This window comes from Flavobacterium pedocola, from assembly GCF_053764385.1.
Genome location: NZ_JBSNCR010000002.1, coordinates 519,103 through 538,946, shown reverse-complemented (window position 1 = coordinate 538,946; position 19,844 = coordinate 519,103). Strand labels below are relative to the sequence as shown.

20 protein-coding genes are annotated in these 19,844 nt (G+C 40.7%); 7 read left to right on the top strand and 13 right to left on the bottom strand.

Features of this window, described 5'->3' with window-relative positions:
* Positions 1–32: 32 nt before the first annotated feature.
* From ACWPKD_RS06440 to ACWPKD_RS06420, 5 genes are all read right to left on the bottom strand, one after another.
* Entirely contained in the window at positions 33–2,261 is a 2,229-nt protein-coding gene (locus ACWPKD_RS06440; protein ID WP_455411845.1) for a TonB-dependent receptor, read from the bottom strand.
* Between the two features lie 277 nt (positions 2,262–2,538).
* A complete protein-coding gene (gene arfB, locus ACWPKD_RS06435) occupies positions 2,539–2,940 on the bottom strand; it encodes an alternative ribosome rescue aminoacyl-tRNA hydrolase ArfB (protein ID WP_455411844.1) in 402 nt (133 codons plus the stop codon).
* A gap of 2 nt (positions 2,941–2,942) precedes the next feature.
* A complete protein-coding gene (locus tag ACWPKD_RS06430) occupies positions 2,943–4,505 on the bottom strand; it encodes a DUF4301 family protein (protein WP_455411843.1) in 1,563 nt (520 codons plus the stop codon).
* On the bottom strand, positions 4,472–5,089 hold the full coding sequence (pnuC, locus tag ACWPKD_RS06425; RefSeq protein ID WP_455411842.1) for a nicotinamide riboside transporter PnuC: 618 nt from the start codon (positions 5,087–5,089) through the stop codon (positions 4,472–4,474). Before pnuC ends, ACWPKD_RS06430 begins: the two co-directional genes overlap by 34 nt.
* A 9-nt stretch (positions 5,090–5,098) precedes the next feature.
* A complete protein-coding gene (locus tag ACWPKD_RS06420; RefSeq protein WP_455411841.1) occupies positions 5,099–5,809 on the bottom strand; it encodes a geranylgeranylglyceryl/heptaprenylglyceryl phosphate synthase in 711 nt (236 codons plus the stop codon).
* Between the two features lie 161 nt (positions 5,810–5,970).
* On the opposite strand from ACWPKD_RS06420, the gene ACWPKD_RS06415 reads away from it, so the two are divergent.
* The gene (locus tag ACWPKD_RS06415) at positions 5,971–6,258 is read left to right on the top strand and encodes a hypothetical protein (protein ID WP_455411840.1); all 288 of its coding nucleotides are present in this window, start codon (positions 5,971–5,973) and stop codon (positions 6,256–6,258) included.
* Between the two features lie 15 nt (positions 6,259–6,273).
* Here ACWPKD_RS06415 and ACWPKD_RS06410 read toward each other — a convergent pair whose 3' ends face one another.
* Positions 6,274–6,927 (bottom strand): 4'-phosphopantetheinyl transferase family protein, encoded by a 654-nt coding sequence (locus tag ACWPKD_RS06410; RefSeq protein WP_455411839.1) that lies wholly within the window; start codon positions 6,925–6,927, stop codon positions 6,274–6,276.
* Positions 6,928–7,070: 143 nt separating this feature from the next.
* Here ACWPKD_RS06410 and ahcY point away from each other — a divergent pair, with 143 nt between their 5' ends.
* Positions 7,071–8,387 carry an adenosylhomocysteinase gene (gene ahcY, locus ACWPKD_RS06405; RefSeq protein WP_455411838.1) on the top strand — a complete coding sequence of 439 codons (1,317 nt, stop codon included), beginning with the start codon at positions 7,071–7,073 and terminating at the stop codon, positions 8,385–8,387.
* 118 nt (positions 8,388–8,505) lie between these two features.
* Here ahcY and ACWPKD_RS06400 read toward each other — a convergent pair whose 3' ends face one another.
* The 3 genes from ACWPKD_RS06400 to rplU all read right to left on the bottom strand — a co-directional run bounded on the left by ACWPKD_RS06400 (position 8,506) and on the right by rplU (position 10,025).
* Positions 8,506–9,186 (bottom strand): hypothetical protein, encoded by a 681-nt coding sequence (locus ACWPKD_RS06400; protein WP_455411837.1) that lies wholly within the window; start codon positions 9,184–9,186, stop codon positions 8,506–8,508.
* Positions 9,187–9,380: 194 nt separating this feature from the next.
* Complete coding sequence (rpmA, locus tag ACWPKD_RS06395) at positions 9,381–9,641, bottom strand: 50S ribosomal protein L27 (RefSeq protein ID WP_023573269.1); 261 nt, start codon at positions 9,639–9,641, stop codon at positions 9,381–9,383.
* A gap of 24 nt (positions 9,642–9,665) precedes the next feature.
* Positions 9,666–10,025, bottom strand: a complete 360-nt coding sequence (gene rplU / locus ACWPKD_RS06390) for a 50S ribosomal protein L21 (RefSeq protein ID WP_455411836.1) — start codon at positions 10,023–10,025, stop codon at positions 9,666–9,668.
* Positions 10,026–10,214: 189 nt separating this feature from the next.
* Here rplU and ACWPKD_RS06385 point away from each other — a divergent pair, with 189 nt between their 5' ends.
* The gene (locus ACWPKD_RS06385; RefSeq protein WP_455411835.1) at positions 10,215–11,540 is read left to right on the top strand and encodes a M16 family metallopeptidase; all 1,326 of its coding nucleotides are present in this window, start codon (positions 10,215–10,217) and stop codon (positions 11,538–11,540) included.
* Between the two features lie 19 nt (positions 11,541–11,559).
* The gene (locus ACWPKD_RS06380; protein ID WP_455411834.1) at positions 11,560–13,611 is read left to right on the top strand and encodes an insulinase family protein; all 2,052 of its coding nucleotides are present in this window, start codon (positions 11,560–11,562) and stop codon (positions 13,609–13,611) included.
* A 137-nt stretch (positions 13,612–13,748) separates the two neighbouring features.
* On the opposite strand, the gene ACWPKD_RS06375 is transcribed toward ACWPKD_RS06380, so the two are convergent.
* A complete protein-coding gene (locus tag ACWPKD_RS06375; RefSeq protein ID WP_455411833.1) occupies positions 13,749–14,618 on the bottom strand; it encodes a DMT family transporter in 870 nt (289 codons plus the stop codon).
* A gap of 102 nt (positions 14,619–14,720) precedes the next feature.
* Here ACWPKD_RS06375 and ACWPKD_RS06370 point away from each other — a divergent pair, with 102 nt between their 5' ends.
* Positions 14,721–15,110 carry a heavy-metal-associated domain-containing protein gene (locus ACWPKD_RS06370; RefSeq protein WP_455411832.1) on the top strand — a complete coding sequence of 130 codons (390 nt, stop codon included), beginning with the start codon at positions 14,721–14,723 and terminating at the stop codon, positions 15,108–15,110.
* Between the two features lie 71 nt (positions 15,111–15,181).
* Here the strand turns inward: ACWPKD_RS06370 and gldD are convergent, their stop codons facing one another.
* The 3 genes from gldD to mutY form a co-directional block, all read right to left on the bottom strand.
* Positions 15,182–15,748: a gliding motility lipoprotein GldD gene (gene gldD / locus ACWPKD_RS06365; RefSeq protein ID WP_455411831.1), complete on the bottom strand. Its 567-nt coding sequence runs from the start codon at positions 15,746–15,748 to the stop codon at positions 15,182–15,184.
* An 80-nt stretch (positions 15,749–15,828) separates the two neighbouring features.
* Positions 15,829–16,278 (bottom strand): single-stranded DNA-binding protein, encoded by a 450-nt coding sequence (locus ACWPKD_RS06360; RefSeq protein ID WP_455411830.1) that lies wholly within the window; start codon positions 16,276–16,278, stop codon positions 15,829–15,831.
* A gap of 43 nt (positions 16,279–16,321) precedes the next feature.
* Positions 16,322–17,362, bottom strand: coding sequence for an A/G-specific adenine glycosylase (mutY, locus tag ACWPKD_RS06355; RefSeq protein ID WP_455411829.1), 1,041 nt, complete (start codon positions 17,360–17,362; stop codon positions 16,322–16,324).
* A 124-nt stretch (positions 17,363–17,486) separates the two neighbouring features.
* Between mutY and ACWPKD_RS06350 the strand changes: the two genes are divergently transcribed.
* Both ACWPKD_RS06350 and ACWPKD_RS06345 read left to right on the top strand, forming a co-directional pair.
* Positions 17,487–17,792 (top strand): HU family DNA-binding protein, encoded by a 306-nt coding sequence (locus ACWPKD_RS06350; RefSeq protein WP_455411965.1) that lies wholly within the window; start codon positions 17,487–17,489, stop codon positions 17,790–17,792.
* Positions 17,793–18,181: 389 nt separating this feature from the next.
* A complete protein-coding gene (locus tag ACWPKD_RS06345; protein WP_455411828.1) occupies positions 18,182–19,729 on the top strand; it encodes an Rne/Rng family ribonuclease in 1,548 nt (515 codons plus the stop codon).
* Positions 19,730–19,844: the final 115 nt, after the last annotated feature.

Below are 19,844 nucleotides of genomic sequence, written 5' to 3'. Positions count from 1 at the left end.
GGACTTTTGGCATTCTATATTAACTAAACACTTTAAAATTTAAGGGTAGCTCCAACAAGGAAGTTGATACCCGCCTGCGGAAAATACCCGGCTCCCTCCAAAGTTGTAACCTGAGGAGGATTAGACCAGTTGTCGTCGTAGGTGTAAAAGTACCCGTTCGACTCAAATTCCTGATTGAAAACATTGTTCACCAATCCTGAGAATAGGATTGATTTTATGCCTTTGTTGATGTTCCACTGATAAGTTAGATTCACATCGGAAAACGAATAAGCATCCAAGGTGGAATTTTCCGAATCAATATTACCCATATACTGTTTGCTTACAAACTTGGTTAGCAGGGATACGTTTAAGTTCTTAACAGGGACGTAAGTAATTGCATTGCCCGCAACCACATTTGGGGAGTAGGCTATGTTGGTGTTGCCAAGGTTTTTTAACTCGCCGTCACGCTGAAAGTAGAAATCAATGTTCTTGTTTTGGCTCAGGGCAACATTCGGGCGCCAGATTAGTTTATCAGTTACTTTAACCGTGGATTCTACCTCGAGGCCTAATCGGTAACTGTCACCGCTGTTGGTGAAAATAGGAGCCCCTACATCATTTAAAGCCCCGGTCATTACCAATTGGTCTTTGTAACGCATGTAGAAAACGTTGGCATTGATACTTGCTTTTTTACCGCTGTGTTTCCATCCTAACTCATAATCCAGTAAGCGCTCTGGTTTTGTACTTCCGTTTTCGTAATCGTCACGTCTTGGCTCTTTGTTGGCGACACCAAAATATATATATACTAGGTTGTTTGAATTAAGCTGATAGTTGATACCCGCTTTCGGATTAAAGAAGCGGAAAACGTCGTTAACATCGTTAAATTTGGTACTGCTGGCCTGATAGAAAACCATACGGTACTGCATGTCGGCAAAAAGATTGAACTTTCCGAACATTTGCGAGGCTTTGGCGAAGAAATTCACATCGTCTTTGTTTCCGATGTTGTGGTAGTAAATTAGTCTGTCAGCCGCATTGTATTCCGACCAGACTACTTCACCGAAATGCCTGCCTAAATAACGGTTGGCTGCTCCTCCGAAAAGGATATCACTTTTGTTTTTTTTATAGTTCAGGTTGAAAGTCGCCCCGAAGAAGTCGTTTTTCAGCCATCTTTTTCGGATATAGTCTATGGAGGAAACCGTATTGCCATCTATAACAAGATCATTCAGTCCTAAGAAACTTAATTGGGAATCGGAAGCAAAGAGGATGTTGGAATAGTAATAGTCGTCCACATATTGTTTGTAATAGCCTTGTCCGATGGTATAATGCAAGGCAGTGTTGGATTGCCAGCTCTCGGATAGCTTCTGGTTCCAATGCAACTGAAAATGGTTTTGCTGATAATTGTCGGTTTCATCGTCGTAATACCCGGTTATTTCTCCCGCGGCATTCATTTGGATTCCGGCAATGTTATACGTACGGTCGTTATCCACTTTGTCCGGGTCTAATCCCAAAGCACCTAATGTGGCAGCATCTAAACCGTACCAGGCCTGATAGGTTTTTTCTTTTCCGCCAAAAACTATCGCTTTAATGGTGGTTTTGTCCGTGATGTAGTTTGCGTTGAAAAAATAACCGAACATGTCGCTGGAGGCTCTCTCCACAAAGCCGTCGGAATGAATGTTGGAAATTCTGGCGTTGATTTCAAAATTATCGTGCAGCCCGGTACCAAAAGCCAAAGTGTGTTTGCGACTGTTGAAACTTCCAACGGAATTAGAGATTTCAGCATAGGCTTTTCCCTGATAGGATTTGGTCTGCATGTTTAAACTCGCGCCGAAGGCGCCGGCACCATTGGTCGAAGTTCCTACCCCGCGCTGTAACTGAATACTTTCCAGTGAGGAGGCAAAATCAGGCAGGTTGACAAAGAAAGTACCCTGGCTTTCGCTGTCGTTAAAAGGAATGCCGTTTAGGGTAACGTTGATCCTTGAACCATCGGCACCGCGCACACGCATATAGGTGTACCCGATTCCCGCACCGGCATCCGTGGTAGTAACCATCGAAGGCAGGTAATTCAATAAAACAGGAATGTCCTGCCCTAAATTACGGGGTGCAATTTCTTCTTTTGAAACATTGGTGAACGTAATCGGGTTTTTGTCTTTGGCACGCACAGCATCTACTAATACATTGTCCAACTGATTGACTTTTACACTGTCTTGTTTAGGTTCTTCCTGTGAAAATCCAAGAGAGGTTTGCAGTAAACCTGCGACGGTAAAAATTTTAAATAAGGTTTTCATTCGTAATATAGCACGAATAAAAGGGGTAATTATTCTTTTTAAAAAATATTAAATCTGATATTCTGCTGAACGTTATTGACAAAAAACTTGCCTACCAGCCATCTGGCTCTTTCACTAAAAATGTACACTGTACATTTTCTTAACGTTCAGCCCTCCCTAAACAGCATTATCTGTTCCAGGTTCTACGGGTATAATCTCAGCTCGTTATTTAGAGCACCCCTTTGAGACGGGGCAAAGGTAAGCTTATAATTCCCAAAAAAAAAGTGCTGCGGTGAAATTACAGTTTCGGTTTTTGTCGTAACTGCTTAATATCGGACTGATTGCGTTTTTCTTTCAGTCGTTTCTCAATAACCGAACGCGGTAGTTTAGTGGCTTTCCTTTTTTTAGGAACCACAAGCGCCCCTTGAAGAATGGACAGGAACCGTTCAATGGCGATTTCCTTGTTTTTAAGCTGACTGCGGGTTTCGTCGCAATTTACTGTCAAAAGATGGTCTTTGGAGATTTTGTTTTCAAGTTTACAGAAAAGCAATTCTTTTTCTTCCCCGGTCAATCCTTCCGATTGCTGTACGTTGAAACTGAGAACAACTTTGGTCGAAACTTTGTTGACGTTCTGTCCGCCGGCGCCACTGCTTCGAACCGCCTTAAACTCGAGCTCGGTTAAAATTTTTACGCGATTCACTTTTATTCAGGTTGATGTGCCGGTTTCAGCAAATCGTTAACGGTTTTTACCGGATTAAAAGTTACCAGCGGAACTTCCACGAAAAGGGTAATCCAGTTCGCCATTGCTCCGTTCCAAAGCCCCGGTAATTCGTAAGCCCGGATGTCTTTGCCGTTTTTGGTCTTCTGGACGATAAACCCGGCATTGTGGTTTACGAAATCGGTAAGGTTGAAACGTTCTCCTTTGTAGTTTTTAACCCCGCACACTAAATCTACCGGGTTAAAATGGGTAGATCCGGCGAATATTTTTTTCTGGGTTTCGTTGTGTTCGTCTATCTGAGAGGATTCGACAATCTGCAGGGAAACCGCGCCGTTATCGTCGTTAACCCAAAAAGGACCTCCTCCCGGTTCACCTTCGTTTTTAACCATGCCACAAACCCGGATGGGACGGTTCAGTAACAGAAAAAGTTCCTGTTTTTGATTCTCAAAAGAGTATTTGTAAAAATCTTTCGGGACTACTACATTAAGTTTCTCTTCTGCAAAGGTTATGATGTTTTCCAGGCTTTCAGGGTTGTCGTTTTCCAGCTGGTGCAGGAAGTGGAAGATTTGATGTTGCAACTGGAACAGTAGACCGCCTAAGGCTTTTTTGTAAAAGACAATTTCTTCAAAATGATTGAAGGCCACATTGTCGATGTTTTTGATGAAAATGATGTCGCTTTCCAGTTGGCCCAGGTTTTCGATCAGGGCACCGTGGCCGCCGGGACGAAAAAATAAATTCCCGTCTTCCAGTCGGAACGGCTGGTTGTTCATATCGACGGATAAAGTATCGGTAGACAATTGCTGGAAAGAATACGAAACGTCTGTTTCATCCTTATTTTGGTTGACAATCGCTTTGAATTCGATCAAATGTTCTTCGGAAACCGTAAAGTGCAGTTTTTGCTTTCCTTGGCTTTCTGCATAGGCTTTGGTTTCGTTGAGATGTTTGATGATCGGGGAATCCATTTCGTTGTTGTATTTGTGAAACGGTAGGATTCCTTTAGGCTTGTTGGCAAAGTCAAACCCGTCCTGCGACAGCATGGTGCTTATGAAATAATAATATTTTTCGTCCTGTGAAAGTTCGTCGTAATTGTCATAGAGCGCTTTTACTTCCTCGAGAACCATTTCGTAAAACGGAAATTTTTCCAAACCCACCATAAATACCGAAAGTTCCAAAGATTTCTTTCTGTTGATGTAAGCATTGATGGTTTCCTGTTCGGCATTGAAATCGTTTATAAAATCAATCAGGAATTTAAACATGCGGCTGGCTGCTCCGGATGCCGGTACAAATTTTTCAATGGAGTAGTGGTGTTTGTTGGTTTCGAAATTCTCAGCAAGCAGTTGCATGTCTTCTTCCGAAAAAGAAAAAATACCGTCATTGGCCGTTGCAGCTCTGTTTAAGTCGATTTTGGCAATGCCATTTTCAAAAAAAGAAAGCTCCCGGCGGATTTTATCCATGGAAATACCATAGTCCTTAATGTGATTAAAATCAGATGCTGTAAAACCGTATGCTGCGGTTAAATAGTCTTTTGCTGTAATATCCTTCTCCATTCCAAATATGCCAAAATGGCTAACACCGTAAAAATTAAATACTGTAACGATAACATCCCCAGACCGCGATAGGCGTAAATAGGGGTTACGATAATATCCCCAATGATCCACAAGGTCCAGTTCTCTATTTTTTTGTGGGCCATATACCACATTGCCGTAAAGAAAATCCCCGAAGCGATTATGTCGATGTAGTTTTCTTTTCGGATTTCCTGCCCGGTCCAATTATAGATGCCGAAAACTACAACAATTGTCAAAAAAAACAATGCTGTTCCGATTATTTTTTCTTTAGAATTCGTTCTTGTGATGGGTAAATCCGTGTTGTTTTCTCTTTTTTTGTCCCAATTCCACCAACCGTAAATACTCATGATCGAAAAATATCCGTTGATCATCATGTCGCCAAAATACCCGGCTACCCAAAGCAGGTAGGTGGTGATGATGGTGGCAATCAAACCCGTCGGATAGACCAAAATGTTTTGCTTTCGGGCAAACCAGACACTGGCAATTCCAAAGACAAAGGCTGTGAACTCCAGAATAATCCGCAGCCAGGACGCGTCTTTATAAGCCTCAAAAAAGAATTCGATCATGCTGTTGGGTTAGGAATTGAAAAAATTGGAGTCGATTTCAAAAGCTGTACCGATTACGACCAAATCGGCTCCTGCTGCATACGCTTCCTCGATAGCTGTTTTAGACCTGATGCCGCCGCCTACAATTAAGGGGATGTTTGTGTTTTGGCTTACTTTTTGGATCATTTCCAAAGGAACGGCCAGTTTTGCTCCGCTGCCGGCTTCCAGATAGGTCAGTTTGTTTCCGATAAATTCTCCGGCCTGAGCGGTTTGCAGGACATACTGGGAATTGTTTCGGGCTAAAGGTTCTGTTTTGCTCACGCGTTCCACGGCGGTTTGGATGCCGCTTTCGATGAGGATATAACCGGTGGAAATAACTTCCAGGGTGGTTTTTTTTAAGATTGGCACGGCATTGACCTGATGTTCAATCAGATAATCCGGATTTCTTCCGGAAAGCAGCGTTAAAAACAGTATGCCGTCCGCTTCTTTTGAAATCTGTGAGGGGTTGCCCGGAAACAGTAAAATGGGAAGGGTCAGTTTTTTCTTCAGCTGAAGAATTAACTCGTCTATGATGTTGGCTTCCACAATGCTTCCGCCCACAAACACGTGCGTGGCTGGTGACTGATTGATTTTTTCCGCTAATGAGGCAACAGCTTCCAGGACGATTTTGTCCGGATCGAGCAAAACCGCCAGAAGTTTTTTTCCTTCTTTTCTGGCTGATAAGATATCACTGTAAATCATTTTTTGCGGAATATTTTTTAATTCAGTAAAAGTAGTTTTTTGGGAACAATCTTTGAAATATTCTTCTATAAATACTGAAATCTTTTTTAGTGTAACATGACTTTTATCATAAAATTAGCCTTCGTAGTGGGTGTAAATTTGTGGTATAAAATGACAAGATTATGACACTGTATCAAAAAACATTTCAGGATTTTCAAAGAGGCTATTTAGGGTTTACCACATTGGCCATCATAGGGCAAAGTTGTTTAGGAGGCGCGGCAGCCATGTATATACTGCAAAACGGTACTTCGGTACTTCAAATGATGCAACTGGCCCTGGTGGTTATTGCCTGCAGCTTTGTAAACGGCGCTATACTGGCCCAGCAAAAACCCAAATTGGTCTTCAATTTAATCATCGCCAGCGTGACCATCAGTATACTGATGATTGTACTGAACGTCTTCGTGGCCTAACGGAAGGTTGGTTGCTTAGGATTTTTGGGCACAAACCAAAATGTAGTGCTGATTGTTTTCTTCACCTTCAGCCGATAGTAATTCTTCAAAGTAAATCGTGTAATGCTCAATGGTATGGTTGATATGCAGTTGGGCATTGCACTTTTTTTCGTCCAGTTGGAAGGGATCCTCGAAAATATGATCCTGAAAACTGATGCCGGCTTCGTTTTTCAGTTTGAAAATGGCTTCCTTGACGCCCCAAATTACTGTTGCTTTTCGGGTTTGATCGTTTTCTGAAAGGTTTTTCAGGTGGGAAACCTCCATAAAACGTGGCGCAATCCGCAGTACTTTTTCTTTCACTTGTTCAATATCGATTCCGATATTGTTGTCGCTGATGGCCACTGCCGAAAAATCAAACGAATGCGAGATGGAAATGTGTTTTCCGTCGTTCAGGTGTGGTTTGCCGAAGTCGTCGTAATATAAATCAAAATCACTGTAGCCTAATTCCTGAAGCAACATGCGTACCGATAAAAAGCCTTTCTGGTGGCTTTCGGATTTCATGCCTTCCAGTCGGGCCAGCGAAACGTCCTTCAGCCGAACCGAACGGAACAATTCGTTGAAATCTTCGGTAATTTTCCAGAGAAAAACCTTAGTGCTGGTGTCTATTACTACAACTTTAAAAAACGGCATGTTATATTTTCTTGTTTATCAAAACATTACCATCCTGATCAAATCACAAAATATGTGAAATGCTATAGGAAAATAAAAGGAATTGCGTAATTTTGCATTCCGAAATTTATCGGATGATTATTAAAACAAATATACTAATATAGATGAGTACAACAACAATTCCATTTGTAGCTTACAAAGTAAAAGATATCAATCTTGCGGCTTGGGGAAGAAAAGAAATTGAACTTGCAGAAGCTGAAATGCCAGGATTAATGGCGCTTCGTGCAGAATACGGTGCAAGCCAGCCTTTAAAAGGAGCGCGTATTGCAGGATGTTTGCATATGACGATCCAAACGGCGGTTTTAATTGAAACTTTAATTGCATTAGGAGCTGAAGTTACCTGGTCTTCTTGTAACATTTTCTCTACTCAGGATCAGGCTGCTGCTGCGATTGCTGCTGCTGGAATCCAGGTGTATGCATGGAAAGGTCTTGATGAGGAGTCTTTTGACTGGTGTATTGAGCAAACGTTATTCTTCGGTGAGGAGAGAAAACCGTTGAACATGATTTTGGATGATGGTGGTGATTTAACTAACATGGTTTTTGATCGTTACCCGGAATTGATTCCTGGAATCAAAGGTTTGTCAGAAGAAACTACAACAGGAGTTCACCGTTTATACGAAAGAATGAAAAACGGAACCTTATTCATGCCGGCTATCAACGTAAATGACTCGGTAACTAAATCTAAATTCGATAACAAATACGGATGTAAAGAATCTGCGGTGGATGCTATCCGTCGTGCTACTGACGTTATGTTAGCAGGTAAAAGAGTTGTTGTGTGCGGATATGGAGACGTAGGTAAAGGTACTGCGGCATCTTTCCGTGGAGCGGGTTCTATTGTAACGGTTACTGAAATCGACCCGATCTGTGCATTACAGGCAGCTATGGACGGTTTCGAAGTGAAGAAATTAGACAGTGTTGTTGGTAATGCGGATATCGTTATCACTACAACAGGAAATAAAGATATCGTGGTTGGAAAACATTTTGAAGCGATGAAAGACAAAACCATCGTGTGTAATATAGGTCACTTCGATAACGAAATCGATATGGCTTGGTTGAACAAAAACCATGGTGCTTCTAAAATTGAAATCAAACCTCAGGTAGACAAGTATACTATTGCCGGAAAAGATATTTTGATCTTGGCAGAAGGACGTTTGGTGAACTTAGGTTGTGCGACAGGTCACCCGTCATTTGTAATGTCGAACTCGTTCACGAACCAGACATTGGCGCAAATCGAGTTGTGGAACAATTCGGCGAACTACAAAAACGAGGTTTATATGTTGCCGAAACACTTAGATGAGAAAGTAGCAGCATTGCACTTGGCGAAATTAGGTGTAGAGTTAGAGACTTTGAACGCGGAACAAGCGGCGTATATCGGTGTTGAGGTTCAAGGACCGTTTAAACCGGAATATTACAGATACTAATCCGTAAATAGAAATTAGTCGCTAGTAATTGGTGATTAATCAAAATAGCAAAAAACCCTTGCAGTGATGTAAGGGTTTTTTGTTTCTTATGATGCGGCTATGATGAGAAAGTTTTTGTTTAACGGAAATCAACGTTAAATTTAGAGGAAATGGCGTCGTAATCCTGATTGGTTAGCTTTCCTTTTTTGTTTCGTAACGCGATCAATGTGTCGCTTTTTTTGATGATTTCCCCGACAAATTCCCGGGTGTCTTTTGAGTAATTGAACGCGAGTTTATTCCAGTAAAAGCGGAGTATTGGCGATTGCATCCACATGAGAAAATTATTGATCCAGACATTTTCTCCGGTTTGGTCATATCTTCCGGTGGTGAGGAAATCCTCCATCGACTGAAATACTCTAAGGGAATAATACACTTCCAGTTGTTTTCTTTTGGTGCTGTCGTACTTTTGAGGCTGGGCGGTACCAAAATCGGCATCGGGTGTCATGCTGGAATACAGGAAATAGCCTTCCGGATAATTTTGAAGCAATTCTCTTTGCGGATCAAGCCAGTTGCGCTGAATGTTTTCTATGGTATTGTACGAAATTCGGTTTTCTTCGATTCTGTTGCTGGAACGTATGGATACGTAGATGTTGTAGATGATCAAAAAGAAGGAAAGTGATGCTAAAAGACGCAGCGACAGTTCGTATTTCTTGTCTACCGTGACCTCCAGTCTTCGGATTAATTCGTACCCGATTAAGTAGATCAGGATGATTATGATAAATATTATAATCACTTCGTTTTCTGAAAATGGATTTATCATAATTGTTTGTGATTAGATTCTGTACTACAAGTTACAAATTTATTATGAGAGTTTTGGTCTGGTTTGGGCGAATGATTGTGAATACGTTTGTTGAGAACTGTAGTTTTATCAAGCAGTGTGACGGGTTTAAAGTATTAAAAACAAAAAACCCGCTTCAGATGAAACGGGTTTTTAATATTATTTAAGAGTATTTCTTAAGCTTCGAATGGAACTACAGAAACAAAAGATTTGTTATCACCTTTTTTCTGGAATTTCACTACACCATCAACTTTTGCATGTAAAGTGTGATCTTTACCCATGTAAACGTTTTCACCTGGATTGTGTTTAGAACCTCTTTGTCTTACGATAATGTTTCCAGCGATTGCAGCTTGACCACCATAAATCTTAACACCTAAACGTTTCGATTCTGATTCTCTACCATTCTTGGAACTACCGACACCTTTCTTGTGAGCCATGACGTATTAGTTTTTAAATGTTAATTATTCTTCTGTAGCTTCCGCTTTTTTAGTCGCTTTCTTTTTAGCTCCACCGCCAACGATTCCTTCGATAACGATTTGAGTCAAAGATTGTCTGTGACCGTTTTTCTTTTTGTAACCTTTTCTTCTTTTCTTTTTGAAAACGATTACTTTATCACCTTTTAAGTGTTGTAACACTTTGGCTTCTACTGAAGCACCTTCTACAGCTGGGGCGCCTAAAGTTATGTTTCCGTTGTCGTCTAACAAAAGAACTTTGTCAAAAGAAACTTTCGCTCCTTCTTCAGACGCTAAACGGTGAACATAAACCTTTTGGTCTTTGCTTACTTTGAATTGTTGCCCTGCTATCTCTACGATTGCGTACATAACAATAATGTTTAGTTAAAATTTTAAGTGCGCAAATATACAACTATTTCTTTATTCTACAACTTCTTTTTGGAATTTTAGTCTTAAAAAACTAAAAATCAGCGCTGTTGAAAAAAAACGAAACCTACTTTGTAACAAATTCACGAAATTGCACACTCATTTATGAATTATAATTAACTAGTAATCCTTATGAAAAAATCTTTAATGGCTTTGGGTTCAGTGATGATGCTGGGAAGCGTTGCTTCAGCTCAAAAAGTAACATTTGAAGAATACAATCTGGATAACGGTTTGCACGTGATTTTACATCAGGACAAATCGGCTCCGGTAGTAATCACTTCCGTAATGTACCACGTAGGTGCAAAAGACGAACAGCCAAATCGTACCGGTTTTGCTCACTTTTTCGAACACCTTTTGTTTGAAGGAACAAAAAACATCGCTCGTGGGGAGTGGTTTAAAATCGTAACGGCTAACGGAGGTAACAACAATGCCAACACTACAGACGACAGAACGTACTACTACGAAGTATTCCCTTCCAACAACTTACAGTTGGCCTTATGGATGGAATCAGAGCGTTTGATGCACCCGGTAATCAACCAAGTGGGTGTTGATACTCAGAATGAAGTAGTTAAAGAAGAAAAACGTTTACGCGTGGACAATCAGCCTTATGGAAACCTGATCAAAGCCGTAAAACAGAATATGTTCAAAGTACACCCGTACAAATGGACAACCATTGGGGAAATGGAGCATTTGGATGCCGCTACTTTAGAGGAGTTCCAGGCGTTCAACAAAAAATTCTACATCCCTAACAACGCAGTTTTAGTAGTGGCGGGAGATTTCGATCCAACACAGGCTAAAGCATGGGTTAAAGATTATTTCGGAGCGATTCCAAAAGGAACTCCTGTGGCAAGACAGAAATTTGAAGAGGCTCCAATCGCGGAAACCATCAAAGCTACTTGGCAGGATCCTAACATTCAGATTCCGATGATGGTGGCTACGTACAGAACGCCGTCCATGAAAACCCGTGATGCAAGAGTGTTAGATATGATTTCGTCTTATTTGTCAGACGGTAAGAGTTCTAAATTGTACAAAAAAGTGGTTGATGATAAGAAAATGGCGTTACAAATCGGGGCGTTCAACTATTCTCAGGAAGACTACGGGATGTACATTCTTTACGGTTTACCAATGGGTGAAAACACTACCGCTGGTTTGTTAAAAGAAGTGGATGAGGAAATCGTGAAAATCCAAACCGACCTAATCTCTGAAAAAGACTTCCAGAAATTACAGAACAAATTCGAAAACCAATACGTGAACAGCAATGCAAACGTTGAGGGAATTGCTGAAAACCTTGCGTCTTTCTATTTGTTATATGGTGATGTGAACCTGATCAATACTGAAATTGATATTTACCGTTCGGTTACCAGAGAAGAAATCAGAGAAGTGGCGAAAAAATATCTGAACCCAAACCAACGTTTGATTTTAGATTACGTTCCTGCAAAAGACAAAGCACAAAACTAAGCTTAACGGACAACGAAATATGAAAAAGTACATTTATATAGCAGCAAGTTTATTTTTAGCAATAACTATGCAAGCACAAGACAGAACACAACCGAAACCAGGTCCGTCACCGGTAGTAAATGTTGGGAAACCGACAACATTCGTCCTTAAAAACGGATTGAAAGTTTTGGTAGTTGAAAACCATAAATTACCAAGAGTTTCTTACAATTTAACGATCGATTATGCGCCTTACGCAGAAGGTGATAAAAAAGGAGTGGCGGATTTAGCGAGCGCCCTGATCGGTAACGGAACTAAAAACATGTCGAAAGACGCGTTTAACGATGAGATCGATTTCTTAGGCGCGAACATCAACTTCAGCGCTAACGGAGCTTCTGCCAGCGGATTGTCGAAATATTCCGGAAGAATCATGGAATTGATGGCAGACGGGGCGCTAAACCCGATTTTCTCTCAGTCGGAATTAGACAAAGAAAAAGAGAAGTTACTGGAAGGCTTAAAATCTCAGGAGAAAAGTGTTACTGCTGTGGCGGGTCGCGTGGAAGACGTATTGGCTTTCGGTAAAAACCACCCAAGTGGAGAATACTTAAGCGAGGCTACCATCAAAAACGTAACCTTGAGCGATGTGGAATTGAACTACAATACTTACTATGTTCCTGGGAATGCTTATTTGGTAATCGTTGGGGATGTTAAGTTGAAAGATGTTCAGAAAATGGTGGAAAAACAGTTTGGTTCTTGGAAAAAAGCTGTTGCGCCTTCTTTAACTTATACAGATCCTAAAAACGTTCAGTATTCGCAAATCAGTTTCGTAGACATGCCAAACGCCGTACAATCGGAGATCGCTTTGGTAAATACTACGAATCTGAAAATGTCTGATAAGGATTATTTCGCGGCACTTATGGCGAATCAAATCCTTGGTGGTGGTGGAGAAGGCCGTTTGTTTTTGAACTTGCGTGAAAAACACGGATGGACGTATGGTGCCTATTCTTCAATCGGTGCTGATAAATACATCGGGAAATTCCGTTCAGGGGCTTCTGTTAGAAATGCAGTAACCGACAGTGCAGTTGTGGAATTCATGAGCGAATTGAGAAAAATCAGAACGGAGTTGGTGTCTGCAGAAGAGTTGAAAAACGCCAAAGCTAAATACGTGGGTAACTTCGTAATGCAGATCCAGAAACCGGGAACTATCGCTCGTTATGCCTTAAATATCGAGACACAAAAATTACCGGCAGATTTCTACGAAAACTACATCAAAAACATTAATGCGGTAACGGCTGAAGATATCAAAGCTGTGGCAAACAAATTCTTCTTGGCGGAAAACACAAGAGTAGTAATCGTTGGTAAAGCTTCTGAAGTATTGCCAGGTTTAGAGAAAATGAGTGCTAAGGAAAAATTACCGATCATGTTCTTTGATAAATTCGGTAATCCTGCTGAAAAACCAAAAGTGAGCATCGCTATTCCAGCCGGTGTAACTACTAAAACGGTTTTTGACAACTACATTAAGGCTATTGGTGGAGAGAAAGCTGTAAAAGCTGTAAAATCCGTTATGACGGTATCTTCAGGAACTATCCAGGGCACACCTGTGGAAATGACTACTAAAGTATCCGACAAAAAAATGATGACGGAAATGAAAGCGATGGGTATGTCCATGATGAAACAGGTTGTAGGGGATAAATCCGGGTACAGAGTAGTACAGGGACAAAGAAAAGAACTTACGGCTGAAGAGTTCAAAGAGCAGAAAGACGGTGCAGTTCCTTTTGAGGAATTGGTTTTAATGACCGGAACAACTGCAAAATTAGAAAGCATCGAAAACGTAAACGGAGTTGATGTTTATGTGGTAAAAGATGGTAAAACGACTTACTATTATGATGTGAAAACCGGTTTGAAAACGGCTGAAGCTAAAGAAATGGAAAGACAAGGTCAGAAAATGACACAAACCACTTACTACAGCAATTACAAAGAAGTAAAAGGAATCAAATTCCCGCACGAAATCGACATGAACATCGGTATCGACTTGAAATTGATGACTACAGATGTGAAAATCAACGAAGGCATCACTGCTGAAGATTTCAAATAAGATTTGATTAGTTATTAAAGAAAAAGGTTGTCTGTAACGGACAGCCTTTTTTTATGGTTTTATGTTTCGTGATGATGAAGTGCGCAAGGATGTTTAGAAGGCCTTGCAGATAATCTGTGATTGGCTAAAAGCGAAATTTATTGCTTTTTCGCAGCAAGATAAACGCCTCCTAAGATAATAGCGGCACCCAGTACTTGAACCATTGTCAGGATTTCCCCGTCCAGCAATCCCCAGAAAATAGCTACTACCGGGAACATATAAGCGGAAGAGGCAGCAAAAACCGGCGAGGTCATCTGAATCAGTTTGAAATAAAGAATGTTGGCAATTCCGGTTCCGATGATGCCTAAAATGGCTACAAACATCACGGAATGCTGTACTTTGGTTTCGTGCAATTGACTGAAAAAACCGGTGGAAATTAAAATGATCAAAGCCGGAAGCGCCATCACCACAAAATTTCCGGTTGTAATGCTGATCGGGTTAATGTCGGATAAATATTTTTTGATAAAATTTACGTTAGCGGCATAACATAAGGTGGCCACCACCACAAAAAGCGCGTAAAAATAATTCTGATCGGGATTGTGCGAAGCACCGCTTAAGATTAGGAGCAAACTTCCGGCCAAACCGATTACCACGCCTAAAAACTGATTCCGCTGAAAAGCCAAACCGAAAAAAGAAACCCCTAAAAGCAAGGTGTTCAACGGTGTTAACGAATTCAGGATCGCACTGATGGAACTGTCGATTTCGCTTTGCGCAATGGCGAACAGAAAAGCTGGGACAAAGGTTCCGGTAAAGGCGGTTAAAGCAATGTATTTCCATTTACCCAACGGAATTTTGGCTAGGCTCTTAAAGCCGAAAATCAGTAAAAAAGTGGTTGCGAAAAGCATCCGTAAAGAACCTACCTGAAAAGGTGTTAAGCCTACCAGTCCGCGTTTGATTAAGATGAAGGAACTTCCCCAGATCAGGGAAAGCAAGGCTAATAAAATCCATTTGAGCTGTTTCGATTCCATGCTGCACTTTTGATTTCCCAAAATTCTGTTATTTAAATGACAATCCGATGTTTTTTTGGGTAATTTTGCGGAAGTTTAATAAGTATTCAAAATCAAAACGATATGACCTTTTCAAAAACATTGTTGGTTTTAGCGGTAAGCGGATTGGCTTTAACCAGTTGTAAAAAAGAAGAAAAAACGGCTGAAGCAGCAGTAGAAGCAAATGCAACTACAGAAGTTGCCGCGCCTAAAAAAGAAATTGCTGTTAATGATTTACAATCGGCTTCTTTCGAAATTGAAGGAATGACCTGTGCAATGGGCTGTGCGGCGACTATTGAGAAAAAATTAGCTGAAACCGAAGGTGTAAAAGAAGCGAAAGTGGATTTTGAAACCAAAACCGCTACTGTTTCTTTCGATAAAAACGTGAACAACCAGGAAACGTTAACTGAAATTGTTGAAGGGGTTGCGGATGGTAAAACCTATAAAGTAACTAAGTATAAGGCTACTATCTGAAAAGAAAACACGTCAACGAATTGCTGGCCTGCTATAAAATAAAAAGGAACTCATTTGAGTTCCTTTTTTTATTACTTCCATTTAAGGGTTTCCATGATTTTTCGCATATCGTTTTTAATGTAAGCGGCAGCCGGTAAAATCGAATCGTAATTCGGTTTGGCATAAAAATATACCGAGCCTACTAAAAAGTGGCGCGTGCTGTCGGTTACATAAAACTGTGCGTTGGTTGCGGCATTTCCGCCTACCTGATAAAACATACCATAGGTTTTGTTGGTTGGGTTCAGGAAAGGCTGTTCGGCAATATCATCGGCTTTGATTACGTGCTCGTAGGTTAATTTTTGGGCATCGCGAAGTAATTGTTCAATGTTGCCTTTAACGGGTTTGTAATTTACGTACACGGTGGCTTTCATTTTTGGGTATTCCACTTCAAAACTGCAGTTTCCTTTGTTGTGTACATTCGCCGTTTCATTCACCTCAAAAGTAAACGGACAATTGTCACTGAAGTTTTTGTAGCCGGCCATAGGGTAATCCAGGCGGAGCTGACCTTTCGGTTTTGGAAGGATGTCGTCCTTGCAGCTCATCATCATTAGCGAAGCCGCCAGTCCGGTTAACAATATTGTTTTTCTAAAGTGTTTCATAGCAGAAAGCCTTACGCGGATTTTGGCGTAAAGATACAATGAGAAACGGAGTTTCTAAAGGATTATTTTGAGACCGTTGCTTAAAACGGCAGATCGTCGCCATCCAAAGTTGTTGGTGGTGCGTCGTACGACGGATTGCGTGACGGATCGCTGCCATGCGGAGCGAAACCACCCTGCTTTTGCTCAAATTCTTTTTTGGTGGTCAGGAAGGTGAATTCCGTTACCTGGATTTCGGTAGTGTATTTGGTGGTGCCTTCTTCGGTTTGCCATTGGCGGGATTTTATACGGCCTTCCACATAGATTTTATCACCTTTTGTAAGATACTTTTCGCAGATTTCCGCTGCTTTGTTGCGGACCACTAAGTTGTGCCATTCGGTGGAAGTGATTTTTTCTCCGGTAGTTTTGTTGATGTAAACTTCGTTTGTTGCAAGTGGAAAACGTCCAATGCAGTTTCCTCCTTCAAAGTAGTGCATTTTAACGTCATCTCCTAAATGTCCTATTAAAATCACTTTGTTTAATGTACCGTTCATGGCTTGTATGTTTTAGTAATACTCAAATATACTACTTTTCTGCTCACTTCAGCCAATGCTGTTCAATAAAATTGTGAATAACAATCGGGAACGGAAATGTTGTGATTTTCTCTGGTGATAAGGCATTGGCGACTTCTTCTTCGGTTTGGACTTCCCAAAAACGGATGTTCAGATGCTGGTGGGAAAGTTTGTGTACGATGGCCTTGTGATGCAATGGTTTGATGGTTAAAGCGTTAAAGTTGAAACCGTAGTCCTGAATTAGTTTTGAAGTTGTTTCAAAATCCGTTGGCGTTTCGGTTTCAATTAAAGGGAATTCATACAAATTGTGCCAGATGCCTTTGGTGGTTCTTTTCTGAATCAGTGCTTTTCCGTTTTTGTCTTTTACGATTAAATAATTGAAATAACGGTGAGTCACTTTGGTTTTCTTTAATTTGACGGGCAGCGAGGTAACTTTTTTGTTTTTAAGGGCCAGGCAGCTTCCGTTGAAAATGCAGTTGGCACAATCCGGGTTTTTCGGAACACATTGTAATGCGCCAAATTCCATCATCGCCTGATTGAACTCGGATGCTTTTCCTTTAGGTAAAAGTGTGGCGGCTAAGTCGAAGAATTCTTTTTTGGCTTTTGGGGATGAAATATCGGTTTCAATAGTAAAGTAGCGGGACAGTACCCGATAAACATTGCCGTCTACCACGGGAACAGCTTCGCCAAAAGCAATCGACGCGATGGCAGCTGCGGTATAATCGCCAACCCCTTTGAGTTTTTTCAGCTTTTCATAGGAGTGGGGGAATTCGCCGTTGAATTCATAGGCCACCGTTTTTGCTGTAGCATGTAAATTTCGGGCGCGGGAATAATAGCCTAAGCCCTGCCATAATTTAAGGACTTGCTCTTCATTGGCATCGGCCAGATCGAAAACGGTCGGAAAAGCTTCCGTGAAAGCAAAAAAATAGGGCATTCCCTGTGCTACTCGCGTTTGTTGCAGCATGATTTCCGAAAGCCAAATCGGGTAGGGGTCGTTCGTTTTTCGCCAGGGTAAATCGCGTTTATGCTGTAAATACCATGAGATTAACGAGTTAGCAAAATTCATGTTAAAAAAATTGGAAAACAAAAATAAAACTTTATGTGACTAAATTTTAATCAATTAGCTTGAAATTTTGTTTTTTTAATTACTATATTTGCGCACTCAAAAATTTGCACAACATATTAATAATATAAAAAGAAAGAAAATGACGAAAGCAGACATCGTAGCGAAAATTTCAGAGAAATTAGGCTTAGAAAAAGGAGACGTACAGGCAACAGTTGAGTCTTTTATGGACGAAGTTAAAACTTCATTGGAAACTGGTGACAACGTATACTTAAGAGGTTTCGGAAGCTTTATTATTAAAACTAGAGCTGAAAAAACAGGAAGAAACATCTCTAAAAACACTACAATCAAAATCCCTGCTCACAACATTCCAGCTTTCAAACCTGCGAAAATCTTTGTTGACGGAGTAAAAACTAACACTGAAGTAAAATAATTATTTATTAATCACTAAACACGTACACTATGCCAAGTGGTAAAAAAAGAAAAAGACATAAGGTAGCGACGCACAAACGTAAAAAAAGAGCGAGAGCTAACCGTCACAAAAAGAAAAAGTAGTCTAAAGCTACTTTTTTCTTTTTTTAATTGAAAAGTTCATTGACAACGGAAAATCAGTCCTCAGTCCCAGTCTCAGTCAACAGTTTGGCTGAAAACTGAAAACTGCGACTGTCTACTGAAATTCCATCGGGTAAAAAATGCCTGTAAAAAAATGTTTAATCCATCCTTGCGATTCAGTTATGAATTATGAGTTATGAGTTATTCAGTGCAAACTGTAAACTGTAAACTGCAAACTGCAAACTAATAGTCGGGATAAAAATGTACTGCATGAACAAAGAATTAATTATTCGTTCCAGTTCAGAAGCTGTAGATTTTGCCTTATTAAAAGATGGAAAACTAATTGAATTACACAAAGAAGAAGGGGGCGATGAAAAAGCCGGTTTTTCAGTAGGTGATATTTTTATTGCCAAAATCAGAAAGCCTGTTCCCGGTCTTAATGCCGCGTTTGTAAACGTTGGTTTCGAGAAAGATGCGTTTTTGCATTACCACGATTTAGGACCTAACCTTTCTTCGATGATGAAATTCATTAAACTTGTAAGCGCAGGTAAAATAAAAGATTTCACTCTCAAAAACTTTCCTTTTGAACCTGAAATTAACAAAGATGGTGCTATCAGCGACGTGCTGAGCGCCAATCAGTCAATTTTGGTTCAGGTTGTGAAAGAACCTATTTCCACCAAAGGCCCCCGAATCAGTTCGGAGTTGTCGTTGGCGGGACGATATGTGGTTTTAGTGCCTTTTTCGGACAGGGTGTCGGTTTCTCAGAAAATCGATTCCAAAGAAGAAAAAGACCGATTAAAACGCCTGGTTCAATCCATCAAACCTAAAGGATTCGGTGTTATTGTTCGCACAGTAGCAGAAGGCAAAAAAGTGGCCGAACTGGACAGAGACTTGCAAAACTTGATCGACAAATGGTCGGCAATGTGCAAACGAATACCAACCGCTCATCACCCGTCGAAAATCTTAGGGGAAGTAAACAAAGCTTCTTCCATTTTAAGAGACGTATTCAACGATACTTTTACCGGTATCCATGTGGATGATGAGGATTTGTATTACCAAACCAAGGACTATTTGCAAGAGATAGCGCCTTCAAAAGTCAACATCGTCAAACATTACCAATCGAAGGAACTTCCTCTTTTTGAGAAATATCACATTGAGCGACAAATCAAAACGTCTTTCGGGAAAACGGTTTCGATGAGCAAAGGAGCTTATCTGATCATCGAACACACTGAGGCTTTACACGTTATCGACGTTAACAGCGGTAACCGATCCAATAAAGCCACCAATCAGGAAGATACCGCTTTGGAAGTCAATCTGATAGCTGCAGCCGAAATTGCACGTCAGTTACGACTTCGCGACATGGGCGGGATTATTGTAGTCGATTTCATTGATATGCAAAATCCGGAAAACCGTAAAACATTATACGATTTTCTGAAGGAGGAAATGAGTGACGACAAGGCAAAACACAAGATCTTGCCTCCTAGCAAATTTGGATTGATTCAAATTACTAGACAAAGAGTCAGACCGGAAGTAAATATCAAAACAAGAGAAGAGGACCCTAATGAAAACGGGGAAATCGAAGCTCCAATCTTAATTGTAGATAAAATAGCGGCTGATCTTGAAAGAATTATCCGCGAGCACAAAAAAATCGTGTTGAATACACACCCTTTTGTGGCCGCCTACCTTACCAAAGGTTTTCCATCCTTACGTTCGAAATGGTTTTTCGAGCATAAGAAATGGGTGAAAATCATACCTCGTGACGCTTACACGTATTTGGAATATCATTTCTTCGACAAAGAAGGCAATGAAATTAAATAAATTTAAACCGCCCGTTGTGAAACGAGGCGGTTTTTTTATGGCTTGTTTTTAGGTTTTTGGAGCTTTTTCCCGCTGTCCGCTCTATCTTTTTGCCAGGGCATTTTGCTTTCAATCC